The organism is Methylomonas methanica, from assembly GCF_001644035.1.
In the GTDB taxonomy this organism is placed as follows: domain Bacteria; phylum Pseudomonadota; class Gammaproteobacteria; order Methylococcales; family Methylomonadaceae; genus Methylomonas; species Methylomonas methanica_A.
Map to the genome: position 1 here is coordinate 1 of NZ_LUUG01000061.1, position 14,939 is coordinate 14,939.

The 14,939-nt window shown below is 49.3% G+C and carries 11 protein-coding genes; 7 read left to right on the forward strand and 4 right to left on the reverse strand.

What is annotated here, in order from left to right; translation table 11 throughout:
• The first annotated feature begins 65 nt into the window (after positions 1–65).
• Entirely contained in the window at positions 66–545 is a 480-nt protein-coding gene (locus A1332_RS09120; RefSeq protein WP_231890250.1) for a GNAT family N-acetyltransferase, read from the forward strand.
• A 2-nt stretch (positions 546–547) separates the two neighbouring features.
• On the opposite strand, the gene A1332_RS09125 is transcribed toward A1332_RS09120, so the two are convergent.
• Complete coding sequence (locus A1332_RS09125) at positions 548–1,006, reverse strand: EVE domain-containing protein (RefSeq protein WP_064008188.1); 459 nt, start codon at positions 1,004–1,006, stop codon at positions 548–550.
• Positions 1,007–1,454: 448 nt separating this feature from the next.
• Between A1332_RS09125 and A1332_RS09130 the strand changes: the two genes are divergently transcribed.
• On the forward strand, positions 1,455–5,270 hold the full coding sequence (locus tag A1332_RS09130; RefSeq protein ID WP_064008189.1) for a DUF1631 family protein: 3,816 nt from the start codon (positions 1,455–1,457) through the stop codon (positions 5,268–5,270).
• Between the two features lie 26 nt (positions 5,271–5,296).
• Here the strand turns inward: A1332_RS09130 and dnaQ are convergent, their stop codons facing one another.
• Together dnaQ and ppk1 are read right to left on the reverse strand one after the other, a co-directional pair.
• A complete protein-coding gene (gene dnaQ, locus A1332_RS09135) occupies positions 5,297–6,016 on the reverse strand; it encodes a DNA polymerase III subunit epsilon (RefSeq protein WP_197491428.1) in 720 nt (239 codons plus the stop codon).
• Positions 6,017–6,024: 8 nt separating this feature from the next.
• A complete protein-coding gene (gene ppk1, locus A1332_RS09140) occupies positions 6,025–8,094 on the reverse strand; it encodes a polyphosphate kinase 1 (protein ID WP_064008190.1) in 2,070 nt (689 codons plus the stop codon).
• A gap of 126 nt (positions 8,095–8,220) precedes the next feature.
• Here ppk1 and cysM point away from each other — a divergent pair, with 126 nt between their 5' ends.
• From cysM to truA, 4 genes are all read left to right on the forward strand, one after another.
• A complete protein-coding gene (gene cysM, locus A1332_RS09145; protein ID WP_064008191.1) occupies positions 8,221–9,111 on the forward strand; it encodes a cysteine synthase CysM in 891 nt (296 codons plus the stop codon).
• 92 nt (positions 9,112–9,203) lie between these two features.
• On the forward strand, positions 9,204–10,526 hold the full coding sequence (gene rlmD / locus A1332_RS09150; RefSeq protein ID WP_064008192.1) for a 23S rRNA (uracil(1939)-C(5))-methyltransferase RlmD: 1,323 nt from the start codon (positions 9,204–9,206) through the stop codon (positions 10,524–10,526).
• Positions 10,527–10,567: 41 nt separating this feature from the next.
• Positions 10,568–11,080 carry a L,D-transpeptidase gene (locus tag A1332_RS09155; protein WP_064008242.1) on the forward strand — a complete coding sequence of 171 codons (513 nt, stop codon included), beginning with the start codon at positions 10,568–10,570 and terminating at the stop codon, positions 11,078–11,080.
• 12 nt (positions 11,081–11,092) lie between these two features.
• Entirely contained in the window at positions 11,093–11,896 is an 804-nt protein-coding gene (gene truA, locus A1332_RS09160) for a tRNA pseudouridine(38-40) synthase TruA (protein ID WP_064008193.1), read from the forward strand.
• A 166-nt stretch (positions 11,897–12,062) separates the two neighbouring features.
• On the opposite strand, the gene A1332_RS09165 is transcribed toward truA, so the two are convergent.
• Entirely contained in the window at positions 12,063–13,277 is a 1,215-nt protein-coding gene (locus tag A1332_RS09165; RefSeq protein ID WP_231890251.1) for an AMP-binding protein, read from the reverse strand.
• 402 nt (positions 13,278–13,679) lie between these two features.
• Between A1332_RS09165 and A1332_RS09170 the strand changes: the two genes are divergently transcribed.
• On the forward strand, positions 13,680–14,906 hold the full coding sequence (locus A1332_RS09170; RefSeq protein WP_064008194.1) for an NAD(P)/FAD-dependent oxidoreductase: 1,227 nt from the start codon (positions 13,680–13,682) through the stop codon (positions 14,904–14,906).
• The last annotated feature ends 33 nt before the right edge of the window (positions 14,907–14,939 follow it).

The following is a 14,939-nucleotide window of genomic DNA, read 5'->3' on the forward strand; positions in this document are numbered from 1 at the left end:
CCGAGACCCGACATTAAATAGAGCCGTCGCGATAGCGACACCTAATAGTTATTACGAAGTCTCCGATGGAATTGAATATCCTCAACCTCTCCCAAGAACCCCACCAAATCCCAACTCTAGCAAAATGGCACCAAGCCGAATGGGCCGATCTCAATCCCGGCCAAACCCTGGAACAGCGCATCGATAGAATGCAAGCATATTTGAGCAGCGCACTAATCCCCAGCACCTTTATCTATAAACATGAAGACCAGCTGGCCGGCTCCGCAGCCATCATAGAAAGCGACATGGATACCCGCCCCGAACTGACGCCATGGTTAGCCAGCGTTTATGTGGCCCCCGAATTCCGCCGGAAGGGCATAGGCGCAAAGTTGGTAAAACATGTCATGCTGCAAGCCAAGACAGCCGGCGTTGCCAAACTCTATCTGTTCACGCCGGATCAAGCTGATTTTTATAAAAAACTGGGCTGGACTGCTTTGACCGACGAATATTATCGCAACCACCGAGTAACCGTAATGAGCGTAGAACTAAACCCTGCCAATGCTTAGATTTACTCCAAACTCAAAATAAACGCCCATTGTTCGGCATTCACCGGCATGATAGACAGGCGGTTCCCTCTGCGCAGCAAAGCCAGATCGGCTAGTTCGGTTTTCAGTTTCAATTCACGCAGACTGATATTACGCGATAGCTTTCTGACGAACTTTACATCGACCATATACCAGGTGGGTTTGTCCGGATTGCTTTTTGGATCGAAGTGCTTGTCGTCCGGGTCGAAAGCGGTAAAGTCGGGATAGGATTCGCGCACCACTTGCATGATGCCGACGATACCCGGTTCGTCGCAGTTGGAATGGTAAAAAAACACTTGATCGCCGATTTTCATATCATCGCGCATCATGTTCCGTGCTTGGTAGTTGCGCACCCCGTCCCAATGCTCGGTTTGTTCGGGTCGGTTAAACAAGTCGTCGATGCCGAAGGTATCGGGCTCTGATTTCATCAGCCAGTGATTCATAGATTTCAAGTTTGGGTTTTATTGGGTTGTAGGATTGTTTCATTTATCCCAAACTCAGAGGCAATCGGCAAGTAAAATCACTCGCAAACCGAGCGAACGGTTGTTCTAAAACACCGGTAGTGTTGTGAGTCCTTGAACCCGTTGAATAGGGTGGTGTTATGACTCTTGGCGATAAGCCGTTAGCCATTTAAGCCGAGCGTGCGCTCACCATAAGCAAAATATTCGCCGGAAGTGGTCTAAACTGGACTGCTAGCGGGAGTACACTCCGGTTTGTCGTGGTATAGTATCCACACCAGTATTGTCGTTAGATAGATGGTGCTTAAATAAATACATTTCCGCTCCGTTAGATAATTTCAAATAATCTATTTTCGGAGTTTACAACGACCGTGTTTAAAGAATTGGGTCGGTGTCTATTACTACGGTAGTTTGTTACTATTTCATCTGATTTATGTCTGCTAGTATTAAAAAAAGCAAACGACGTCGCTACATCAGGTATGCGATTGATCTAAAGGCTTTGTTGATAATCGACCAAACTCATCCGTTGGAATGCCGTATTCTGGATTTTTGTAGCGGTGGATTTTATCTGGTTTTTGATAAAAATCATCCGCAGATTGTATTAGATAAAAATATAAAAATCCGCTTTTCTATTCAACTAGAGTTTGAGCTAAAAACTTTTGAAGTAGATGCGCAAATAACGCATATCGGCTCTACGGGGGTAGGCGTTGTCACTGAACAGATGCCCGCCACTACGTTCAATGCTTTGCGAAAAATAGCAAGTGTTGGATCGCTCGCCTCAACTCATGACAATATAGATACTTCGCCGGACAATTTAAATCAAGAAAACTTTAAAAACATATTTAAACAATTTCTAATAGAAAGCTTACCCTTACTAGTAGATAGGTTTTTTGACTCGCTTGGCGACTGTATGGATGCCGCGAATGCGCATTCCGAGTTTTTTTCCACTCAGTCGGCGTTCGATGATTTAATTACTACTCTAAAGCTGAACAGAGAGATTATTAGTAGTGAATTTTGTTGTTCGGTTATATATCAGGTAGATTATATTTCTGGTGACAGTGAAAAAAACATAGACGCCTTATATCATGAGTCGCTTTCGCTAATCGAAAAAGACGACTTTGAAGACTGGTTGAATATGGCGGCCTCTATCAGGAAGCTTAAAAACTATTTTGACGACGAGCTTAGTCTATTAGTTAGAGAGTTATGCAGAGTGTTTGGGGTATTTGACAATACGGTCAATAACCCAATCGGTCCAGCGGTTTTATGCGATAGTTTTAGGGAAATATTCTTACAGCTGGAATTAGGGTGCAATATAAAAAAGGCAATTTATAATTGCTTCGAGAAAACCTTAATTATCGAACTACCGAATTTTTACAAGCAAGCAGCCGCGACTTTAACGAAATTTGAATCGGCGCGGTTGGTAATGCCGGTTCATAGTAAGCAGAGCGGCCCGGCTTTTGATGCTAAAAATAGCGACAAAAATCATGTATATTTCAATGATTATTTGGATGCGGAACCACTTGCCGTTCACAAATCTATCCAACCTTTAACCCAAGTTACTGGAAAATTACTCAATCTTTTAAGCGAAACAATTAACGTACCTACGGATACCAGACGCGAGGAAAACAGTCAGCCGCTTAGTCATCATCTACCGGTCTTTAACCCCGAGGAGGTTTTAGTTGCAATTGCTAAAATTCAAAAGGATATCGCGGCGAAATCCGCCCCTCATTTAGATACCAGCGCACTCCAAAAAAGCCTTACCGATAAATTACAGGCGGATAGTCCTGAAGCAAAATCATTGGCAGCAAACGACGTTCAGCGTCTTGAGTTATATGGCAAGTTTTTTGATGCCTTGTTCGGTGAGCTTGAGTTTTCTACAGACATTAAAGATTATTTGGAAAGTATTCATTTACCTTTGTTGTCATTGCCCATGCAAGGTAATGATTTTCTGGATTCCGAATCGCATCCTGCTCGCAAAATACTTAATCAACTGGCTATTTTGGAACCTGCGATTAAAAGTAATCGAGTAATCAAAAATACCAATATAAAAAATACTGTAGAAAAAGCGATTGCGCGGATTTCCGCTGAGTCTATAAGCAATCCTAACGTCTTCGCAGAAGTCGAACATGAGCTGGATGACGTCGCAAAAAAATTGACCAAATCCAATGACACCAACATTAAGCGCATCATAGAGCCCTACGAAGGCCAACAAAAACTGGAGATGGCAAGGCTGACTATTCAGCAGGAAGTCGATAAGCGCATAGCCGGCCGCTCCGTACCATCGATCATACCCACGCTCCTTGGGGCTGGATGGCAAGACCTGTTAGTGATTGCCGAGTTAAACAAGGAAGCTAATCCCGAAGAAAAAACCTCCTATCTCAAGGTTATTGACGATTTGCTATTTTGGCTTTACGAGCAAGATTCATTTCTTAATATGCAATCGGTCAGCATTCACACCACACTTAAATTTATCGAGGATAATTTAGGCGCGGTTTGTCCTAATTTATTCAAACGCGATAATGTTATTGAGGAGTTATTTGCTTTGCTGGTAGGCAGCGGGGTGCCAAAAGTTAGGAAACCGATGGACACCATCAGAATTCCGGCACCGAAATCTACGCAGGACATTATAGAATCTGAATGGGCGGTACAAGTTGCACAACTACAGGTCGGAGAATGGCTGATAATTTATAGAGGTTCGGAAGGTTTTGAACCTATGAAACTGGTCTGGATAGGGGATGTTTTACCGATTTGTGTTTTTGTTAACCGCGATGGACTAACTAAGTTAGAACTTAGTAAGAGCGAATTAGCATTACTTTTAGAAAATGGCGGGGCTAATAGAATAGAAAGCCTGGACGTGCCTTTAATGGATCGCGCGACCAATCAAATGTTGCAAAACATGCATAGCAAGCTGATTTATAACGCAACGCACGACGCGGAAACCGACTTGCTTACCAAGGACGAGTTTATTAAACAGCTAAAAGTCGAGCTAGTTAAACTCGACAGCACCGGCCATATATTGTGTCATATAGAGGTATTGGATTTTCGAGTCATTACCAACGTTTGCGGTGTCACGGGCGGCAAACAATTCTTAAAAACCCTCACGCATTTAATCAGCGAGCAGTTGCGCGATTGCGATTTATTCGCGCGAATCGGCGATAAATCGTTTGCGGTGCTGTTAAAAGATTGTACTGCGCAAACCGCTTATGATTTAACCAAGAAACTGTTAAAAGTCATCAGCGAATCTCGATTTCAATGGCAAGAGAAAAGCTATACCATTGGTGTGAGCATCGGCTTGGTGCCGTTCGAACAGAACAATTTCGATGTTAATGAGTTGTTGCAAAACGCTGATGCCGCCAGTATGTCTGCGGAACGTTCCGGTCCGAATAATGTATTGCTTTTTACGAATGATGACGAGAATTTAAAGCGTCAAAATAAAATATACGAATGGATAGGCAATATTGACAAGGTGTTTTCCGAGAATAGGTTATTTTTGCGTTGCCAAATGATTACCGCCGTAGACGAAACCAGTGCCAGTCATCAACATTACGAAATTCTGCTCGGCATTAAGGACGAAAACGATAATATTATTCCGCCCGACCATTTCATACCGGCCGTGGAACGCTGTAAGCGCATGCCAGAAATAGATCAGTGGGTAATTACCAATGTACTGTTGTGGATTGAGAACAATAGACATTATTTCGATCATATCGATGGGTTTGCCATTAATTTATCCGGGCAATCCATCAACAGTGCAGAGTTTTTGGGGTTTCTTAAAGGTATTTTAGAGTCGACCAGTGTGCCGACTAATAAGCTGATTTTTGAAGTGACTGAAACGGTTGCTGCGGAAAGCTTCTATTTAACAAATAGTTTCATCAAAGCAATCAAGCAGTTTGATTGCAAATTTTCCCTGGATGATTTCGGGTCAGGCTATTCTTCATACTCCTATCTGAAGAATTTAAATATCGATTACTTGAAAATTGACGGGGCTTTTGTTAAAGATATTTTAAATAGTAAGGCCGATATAGCGATAGTGAAATCCATGAACGAAATCGCTCATTCCCTGGGTTTAGCAACCATTGCTGAATACGTCGAAAACGCCGAGATTAGAGAGGTTTTAAAAACCATAGGCGTCGATTTTGCGCAAGGCTACGGCGTACACAAACCCATGCCTCTTCGCGAGTTGGTCATCGAACCACCACCCAGTGCCCCACTTTTTTCATTTGAAGACACCGAGTTCTGGGGATTTTGAAAGCAGGGTGTCTAAATATACCCAACTTACTGTTGCCACAAACAATTGCCGCTGACTTTGGCTATTTTTGCTAGGCGCTGTTGGTGGGCCTGTTCCTCTTCGCTACTACATGCAATGATTTTTAACGGCGGTCTGTCGGCCGACAGACGTACGATAGGCTGTTCGTTACCATTGCCGGTATGATCACCTTCATCCAGCAAGGAAGCCTGGCCTCCGGTCATTAATAAATAGACTTCGGCCAGGATCTCGGCGTCGAGTAAAGCGCCGTGTAACTCGCGGTGACTGTTGTCTATGCCATAGCGTTTACATAAAGCATCCAGACTGTTCCGGGCGCCGGGGTGTTTTTTCCGGGCGTAAGCCAAGGTATCGAATACGGTGCTATTCGTTTCGACGCGACGGGGTTCGCCGGCTAACAAAGCCAATTCGTGATTCAAGAAACCGACGTCAAACGGTGCATTGTGAATAATCAGCTCCGCGCCTTGGGTAAAGCGCATAAAGTCTTCGACGACATTGGCGAAGCGGGGTTTATCCTTTAAAAATTCGTTGGTAATGCCATGCACTTCAATAGCGCCGGCATCGATTTCCCGATCCGGATTCAGGTACACATGAAAATGGTTGCGGGTCAAACGCCGGTTAATCAGTTCCACGCAGCCAATTTCAATAATCTTGTGACCTTCCTTGGGATTGATACCGGTAGTTTCGGTATCCAACACCACTTGCCGAATTTGGCGGGGTTTTTGGCTCATGGCTTTCTCTATCCGCAAAACGCTTTGAGCAGTTCGGTTTGTACTTGATAAACAGCTTGACCTTCGGCGCGCAAATGCCGGTATTGGCCGTCACTTTGCAATTGCCAGGCTTGGGCGTTATCCCTGAGATACGCATCCAGGTCGTTAAGGATCCGTTCGGCAATCCGTTTGTCGGCGATAGGGAAACAGACTTCCACGCGGCGGAACATATTGCGGTTCATCAAATCGGCGCTGGACGCGTAAACCGCCCAGTCGCCGCCGTTGCAAAACGCATAGATGCGGGTGTGTTCCAGAAAGCGGCCGACGATGGAGCGTACTTCAATATTCTCGGAAACACCGGGTACGCCCGGCCGCAAACAGCAGACGCCGCGCACGATCATTTTGATTTCCACGCCGGCTTGCGATGCGCGGTACAGGGCTTGTATGGCCTGCTCCTCAACCACGGCATTGACCTTGATAACTATTTTCGCCGGCTTGCCTTTCTTGGCATTTTCAATTTCCCTATCGATCATCTTCATGATGCCGTGATGCAGCGTAAACGGCGATTGCAGCAGCTTATTCAATTTGCTCACTTTGCCTAGACTGGTCAATTGCATAAATACCCGGCGCACGTCTTCGCCCAGTTCTTTTTCGCAGGTAAACAGGCCGTAGTCGGTATAAAGTCGGGCGGTTTTCGGGTGATAGTTGCCGGTGCCCAAATGCACGTAATTGCGCAGAGTGGCGCCTTCCTTGCGCAAGACCATGCACATCTTGGCATGGGTTTTATATCCGACCACGCCGTACACCACATGGGCCGCCGCTTCTTGGAGTTTGGCGGCCAGACCAATATTGTCTTTTTCATCGAAACGCGCCCGCAGCTCGATGACGACCGTGACTTCTTTACCGGCGCGGGCGGCCTTGATCAGTGCAGCGACGATGGGCGAGTCCACACCGGTCCGGTATAGCGTTTGTTTGATGGCCAACACATCCGGATCGGCAGCTGCCTGACGAATAAAATCCACCACCGGCGAGAAGGATTCGTAAGGATGGTGCAATAAAATATCCTGCTTACGGATACTGGCAAAAATGTCTTTATTGCGCCCAAGCGCCGAAGGCACACTGGATTTGAACGGCGTAAATTTCAGATCAGGTCTTTCGACCATGTTCAAAATGGTTTGGATACGGCTCAAATTGACCGGACCGTTAGCCAAAAATAAACGGTCGTGTTTTAAATCAAAACGCGCCAACAGGAAGTTGACGGTTTCTTCCGGGCAATTGCCGTCGATTTCCAGTCGCACTTCGTCGCCGTAATTGCGCATCGCCAACTCGCCTTCCACGGCCAGCATCAAGTCGTCAATCGCATCGTCGTCGACGAAAAAGTCGCTGTTGCGTGTCACCCGGAATTGATAACAACCCTTCACCATCATGCCGTTGAACAATTCATTGACGAAAGCGTGAATGATGGAGGAAAGAAATACAAAATCGTATGGCCCGCTATCGGTATCGGTGACTGGTAATTGCACGATACGCGGCAACGCGCGCGGTGCCTGCAAAATCGCCCGGCCGCTGTTGCGGCCGAACGCATCCTTGCCGGTCAGAGAGATGATGAAATTTAAACTTTTGTTTAGGATGCGCGGAAACGGATGGGCGGAATCCAGTCCTACCGGGGTCAGAATCGGTAGTAATTCTTCGTTGAAATATTTTTCCAGCCAGACTTTTTGCGCGGGGCTCCAACGATCACGCCGCAGGAAGCGAATATTTTCGGTTTCCAGGCAGGGGATCAGTACCTCATTAAGCACCCGATATTGTTCGGCGACCAGTTCGTGCGCTTTGATTGAGATTTTTTCGAACTGTTCGTTAATGGTTAAGCCGTCGGAACTGACCAGATTGGGGTCCATTTCCGCCATTTGTATCAAACTGGCGACGCGTACTTCGTAGAACTCGTCCAGATTGGAACAAGAAATGCATAAATAATTCAGCCTTTCCAATAGGGGTAGCGTTTCGTCCAGGGCTTGAGCGAGCACCCGAAAGTTGAACTCCAGCAAGCTGTGCTCGCGGTTGATATAAAGCTCGGGACTAGTTAGATCGATGGATTCCATGTCGGCTGCTGGTTCGATTGCGGTCAGTCGATTATAAATGAAATTTTTTGGCCTTGGGTTACAGCGGCGCTTGAGGTGCGGAACTTGCTATAATCGCCGCCGTAACCTTAACCGGATGTTAAAGTCATGAACTTCCCAACCATAGAGTCTTTTGTCGGAAATACGCCATTAGTCCGTTTGCAACGCCTGCCGGTTGCTGGCGGCAATACCATTTTGGTCAAGCTGGAAGGCAACAATCCGGCCGGTTCGGTTAAAGACCGGCCGGCCTTAAGTATGATTCAACACGCCGAGGCGCGCGGCGAGATCAAGCCCGGCGACTGCTTGATCGAAGCCACCAGTGGCAATACCGGCATTGCCCTGGCGATGGCGGCGGCAATTAAAGGCTACAAAATGACTTTGATCATGCCGGATAATATGAGCGCCGAGCGTATTGCATCGATGAAAGCCTATGGCGCGGAAATCATCCTAACGCCGGCTAAAGCCAGCATGGAAGGCGCTATCGATTTGGCTCGAGCCATGGAAGCGCGCGGCGAGGGGCGAATTCTGGATCAATTCGCCAACCCCGATAATCCTTTGGCGCATTACGAAGGCACAGGTCCGGAAATCTGGCGCGACACGCAGGGCAAAATTACCCATTTCGTCAGTTCCATGGGTACTACCGGTACCATCATGGGCACATCTCGCTATTTGAAAGAACAAAATCCCGCGATTCAAATCATCGGTGTACAACCGGAAGGCGACTCGAAAATCCCCGGCATTCGTCGATGGCCGAAGGAATATTTACCCAAGATATACGACTCGGTGCGCGTGGATAGCATCATCGAAGTCAATCAACTAAATGCGGAAAACACCACGCGCGCTTTGGCGGCGGAAGAGGGCATTTTTGCCGGTGTATCGTCCGGCGGTGCCGTTTACGCGGCGTTGCAATTATCCCAACAAGTTGAAAATGCCTTGATCGTGGCCATTGTCTGCGATCGCGGTGACCGCTATTTATCCACTGGTATTTTTCCGACTTGACCGGCAAACCAGGTCAGGGGCGCAATTGCATTCCCTGACCGATTTATCATCGGGGCTAACCCGAATCGCAGTAACTCGAAGCAAATTTCATAATGGCCCACAAGAAAAAACTCCCGCTAGATCCCGTCACCGTTACCATAGAATCTCTCTCCCACGATGGCCGTGGCGTCAGCCATGTCAATGGTAAAGTCGTATTTATCGACGAAGCCTTGCCCGGCGAAACGCTGGAGTTTGTCTACACCGACAGCCGCAAGGATTATGCGGAAGGCAAGGTAGTTAATTTGCTCAGCCGTTCCGAACATCGGGTTGAGCCGGCTTGTCCGCACTTCGGCAGTTGCGGCGGTTGCAGTTTTCAACACGTCGACGACGCCGAGCAGATCAACTTTAAAGAAGATTTACTTCGCGACCAGTTCCGCCGCATCGGCAAAGTTGAAATTCCGCAAATTTGGGAGGCCCTGACCGGCCCACACTGGGGTTATCGCAGCAAAGCCCGGATGGGCGTGAAATGGGTGGCAAAAAAGAATAGGGTCTTAGTGGGCTTCCGGGAACGGCGCAATCCGTTTCTGGCTGAACTCGAAAGCTGTAAGGTGATGAATCCCATCGTCGGCGAAAAATTGATTGCACTAGGCGAGATGATTGCCGGTTTGACGGTGAAAGACAAAATTCCGCAAATTGAAGTCGCGATTGGCGACACCGAATGCGTACTGGCGTTTCGCGTGCTGGAACCGCCCACAGACGCGGATAAGCAAAGAATGCGCGAATTTGCCCATCAGCATCAGGTCAGCATTTGTTTACAGCCAAAAGGCCCGGACACTATCGTCCCGCTGGACGGCGAGCCGGAAGTGATCCCGAGTTATGCCTTAGCTGAGCAGGGGGTTAAATTCAATTTCCGCCCGGCGATGTTTACCCAGGTCAATTACCAGATCAATCAAAAAATGGTGACGCGGGCCTTGGCTGCGCTGGAATTGACCAAGGACGACAGGGTTCTGGATTTATTCTGCGGTTTGGGCAACTTTACGTTGCCGCTGGCGACTCAAGCCGGGCAGGTCGTGGGGGTGGAAGGCGACCTACCGCTGGTTAAGCACGCACGCGAGAACGCCAAGTTGAATAATCTGGACAATGTCGAGTTTCACGTTGCCGATTTGACCAAGGATCTGAAAGACCAGCCCTGGTCAAAGCAAAAGTTTACCAAGGTGTTGCTGGACCCGTCACGGGCCGGCGCCTCGGAAGTGCTGCACAATTTGAAACATTGGCGGCCGGAGCGCATTGTTTATGTATCCTGCAATCCGTCCACTTTGGCCCGCGATGCCGGGATTTTGGTAAACGAGCTGGGTTACAAACTGGTCAAGGCGGGCGTGATGGACATGTTCCCGCAAACCGCGCATGTCGAATCGATAGCCTTGTTTGTGAAATGATCCGATATTCTTTAGAGGCGAATTCACTCGCCTCTGACAAGTTGTCTAAATCGGCGAATGAATTCGCCGCTACAGCTAGCTACATAGACATCTCCATTGCCGAGCAAGGCCTGCGTTTATTAGATAGCGGCGCGGTGCTGGCTGAGTTTCCGGTCTCTACCGCTAAAAATGGCCTCGGCGAAAAGAAAGGCAGTTACTGCACACCGACCGGTTGGCATAAAATCCGCGCCAAAATCGGTGCCGGCCTGCCTATCAACAGCGTACTGGCCGGCCGCCGGCCGACCGGCGAAATCTATACACCGGAATTGGCCTTGCAGCATCCGAAACGCGATTGGATACTCAGCCGTATTCTCTGGTTGGGCGGCTTGGAACCAGGTAAAAACCGCTATGGCGATGTCGATTCCACCTGGCGCTACATCTACATTCACGGCACGCCGGATGAATTGATGCAAGGCAAGCCGGAATCGCACGGTTGTGTGCGTATGCTAAACGCCGACGTCATTGCATTATTCGAGCAGGTTGCTGTGGGTTGCCGGGTATGGATTCATGAATAGTCAGTCACTGATATGCCGCGCATCGTTTTAGGCATCGAATACGACGGCAGTGCCTATGCCGGCTGGCAATGGCAGGAAGGCAGAGCAACCGTACAGGGCCGGCTGGAAGCAGCCTTGAGCAAAATCGCCAATCAGCCTATTACCGTGCTTTGCGCCGGACGTACCGATGCCGGCGTGCATGCACTGGAACAAGTGGTGCATTTTGATTGCCAGATCGAGCGCGATATGCATGCGTGGCTAATGGGTGGCAACAGTCAATTGCCGGACGATATTCGTATCACTTGGGCCCAGCCTGCCCAGGGCGACTTTCATGCGCGTTACAGCGCCATAGCCAGGGCTTATCGGTATGTAATTCTGAATCGGCCGATGAAGTCGGCGCTGTTAAGGACTCAGGCTACCTGGTGTTACCAACCCTTGGACGAGCGAGCGATGCATCAGGCTGCGCAAGCCCTGCTGGGCGAACACAATTTTTCCTCGTTTCGGGCCCAGAGCTGTCAGTCGGTCAGCCCCAATCGCCTGATGCATTTCATTGATGTCTATCGAGACGAGCAGCGGGTGATCATCGATCTGTGCGCTAACGCTTTTTTACACCATATGGTCAGGAATGTCGCCGGGGTCTTGATGGAGATCGGCATGGGCCGAAGGCCTGTACAGTGGACGAAGGAATTGCTGGTGGTCCAGGACCGCTCCCAAGCGGCGATGACTTCGCCTCCGCATGGCTTGCACCTGGCGGCCGTGTATTATCCGGAGCATTACGGCATCGCCAAAAATCCCTTATTCGATAAATTGCCGGCTGACGCAAGGCGCCACGATTGACTAATGTTGCCCGCAGGTAGGTCGTGGCATACAACTTTGAAGTGTTATCCAACCGGTTAGCTTGGTATATGACTGTTCCCGATTATCAAGATGCTTAAGCCATGCCAATGACCTTGCATCTAATCAGTCGGGGGTTTGTGGCCGATTACACTGAAAGAGCGGCATTTCAGTTGCGTTCATCCAAACCCGCTAATAGCTTTTCCAGTTCGCTTTTTGCAAGTTTACCTGTCTGGTTGCGGGGAATCTCCGTAACGAAATGAATTTTGCGCGGCAGAAATACTTCGTCCAGATACGGCTGTAATCCCAGCTTAATCGCCTGCTTGGTTATTTGACTAATCACAACAGCGGCCAATCGACCATTTTCCTGGATAAAGCAGAAGCCATCTTCCACGCCGTCGATGTCTTTCAATCGGCGATTCAGTTCGGTTAAAGAGGCGCGTTTACCGCCGATTTTCACCATATCCTGATCGCGGCCCAATACGGCGAAACGACCGTCGGCTTCGATTTGCACGCTGTCTTGCAGCGGTACTGCATGCGGCAAATGCGCGGATTCCAGACAAGTCTGTCCTTTTTTATCTTGGGTCAAGCGGCAGCCTGAGTAAGGCAGCCAAAGGTTTTCCCGCAAGGTCTCGCGGCTGGCAAACGACAGGGTTTCGGTGCTGCCATAGATTTCGCGCGGCGATTGCCCTAAAATTGCCGCGGTTTCGCCGGCCAGTTTTTCGGATAAAGTGTCGGTGGCGGAAATGATGCCAGCCAGATTGTGCCAAGAGGCTTCGGTCTTGATTAAGGAACGTAAATGCGTGGGCGTGGAGGCCAGTAGCGTAGGCCACGGCGCGGTTTTAATCGATTGGCGGATGTCTTCGGCGAAGAAGGGGCGGCCATCGTGCAGAACCAGTTGGGAAAACAAGGGCCAAAATACCGAGGTTTCCAGGCCGTACATGTGTTGCGGCGGGGTAGTGGACAGCATCAATAATTGCTGCTCGGCTAATCCTAGACTGCTTACTGCCATTTCGGAAGATATTTTGAAGGTATTTAGGCTGTGCGGGCAGGGCTTGGGTTTGCCGGTGCTGCCGGAGGTAAAGGCGATCACGGCGGTGCGCTGCCAGTCGAAAAGGGGTGGAGAAGCAGCGGATTTAGAATTTGGCGGGATTACTTCGAACCAATCCAAACCCGCTTGCTGTGGAGCGTGTTCTCTGGCGATATACGCGCCGGGATAATCACGGAGAATTTCCAGGATTACCGCCATCTGTCCCGCGGGCGGAAGCAGGCAAATCTGCCCGCGCGCAGCCGCCGCCAACAGGCAGATGCAAAACAGATAGCGGTTTTCACATAAATTGAACAGATAAGGCCGTTCGGGCAATTGCGCTGCAAGAGCTGTCACATCGGCCCATAGAGTGCCCCTGCTGACTATCTGGCCGTTGTGGAGTGCAAACGGGGTTGTGTGGCTGGAATCGATTGCTGTCTGTGGGGCCGGAGATTTGTGGGTTTCCTGCATTGAATGGGATTTTTTTGGGGCAATACCGCTAAGTTAACTCCCTAACTAGTTAGAGATAGTCGTAAAAATTCCCTCTCCTGCTGGAGAGGGTAGGGGTGAGGAGAATTGAACAAGGCAATTACCTTATTTTGATTCCCTCATCCTAACCTTCTCTTTTACACCCTTGCGGGTATTTATGCCCTTGGGTACCGAGGGAGAAGGAATACACCAAATTTAACTTAACGGCTTTGCCGCTGTTACTGAATTTTGCTGGACATATTTTAACCGGATAAAAGGGCGGGAAAGTAAATGGATGCGGATGTATTGATAATCGGGGCCGGCCCCTCGGGCAGCGTGGCGGCGAAAATGCTGAAACAACGCGGCCACGAGGTGGTGATTCTGGAAAAAGAACAGTTCCCGCGCTTTTCGATAGGCGAAAGCCTGCTGCCCCAGTGCATGGCGTTTATGGAAGACGCCGACATGTTACCGGCAGTGACGGCGGAAGGCTTTCAGTTCAAAAACGGCGCGGCGTTTTCCAGAGCTGGCAAACTGACCGAATTCGATTTTACCCAGAAATTTAGCCCAGGCTGGGGCACCACCTTTCAAGTACCCCGAGCGCATTTTGATAAGGTATTGGCCGACAGCGCCGAAACCGCCGGTGTGCCTATCCATTATCAACAAACTATCCTGGCCGCCGATTTTAGTAATCCAGGCCAAGCCCGCCTGACCAGTGTCGATGCCAATGGTGTCCAAAAGGAATGGACAGCCGCGATGGTGTTGGACGCCAGTGGTTTTGGCCGGGTGCTGCCGCGCTTATTGGACCTGGAAACGCCTTCATCCTTGTCGCCGCGCCGGGCCTTGTTCACCCATATCGAAGATCGGATTACCGTATCCGATTACGACCGTAATAAAATTCTGATCGCGATACATCCGAAATTTCATGAGATTTGGTATTGGCTAATTCCGTTCAGCAACGGCAGATGTTCGCTGGGCGTGGTGACGCCAGCCGGTTTTCTGGATCAGCGCAGCGGCGAGCCGTTGGACGTACTAAAAGAAATCGCGATGGAGGAACCTCGGCTCGCTGAACTGTTGGCCGACGCCTGCTTCGATACGCCGGCTAACACCATCGGCGGGTATTCGGCCAACGTCAAGCAACTGTATGGACAGGGCTTTGCCTTACTCGGCAACGCCGGCGAATTTCTGGACCCGGTGTTTTCATCGGGTGTGACAATCGCGATGAAGTCCGCTGCGCTGGCCGTGCCCTTGGTTGATCGGCAATTACGCGGCGAGCCGGTAAACTGGTCTGTCGAATACGAGCAGGCTTTGCGCAAAGGCATAGAGGTATTTCGGGCTTATGTGGAGGCCTGGTACGATGGCCGTTTCCAACAAATCATCTTCGAAGAAAATCAGTTGGCCAGCGTCAAGGCCATGATTTGTTCCATCCTGGCCGGCTATGCCTGGGATGAAGAAAACCCGATGACACAGCGGTCCGCCAACAAAATCGAGGCCATCTTGGCAACGTATCAAACTGCCTGAGCGGTGTAGTTTTTGTATTTACATGATTTAGGC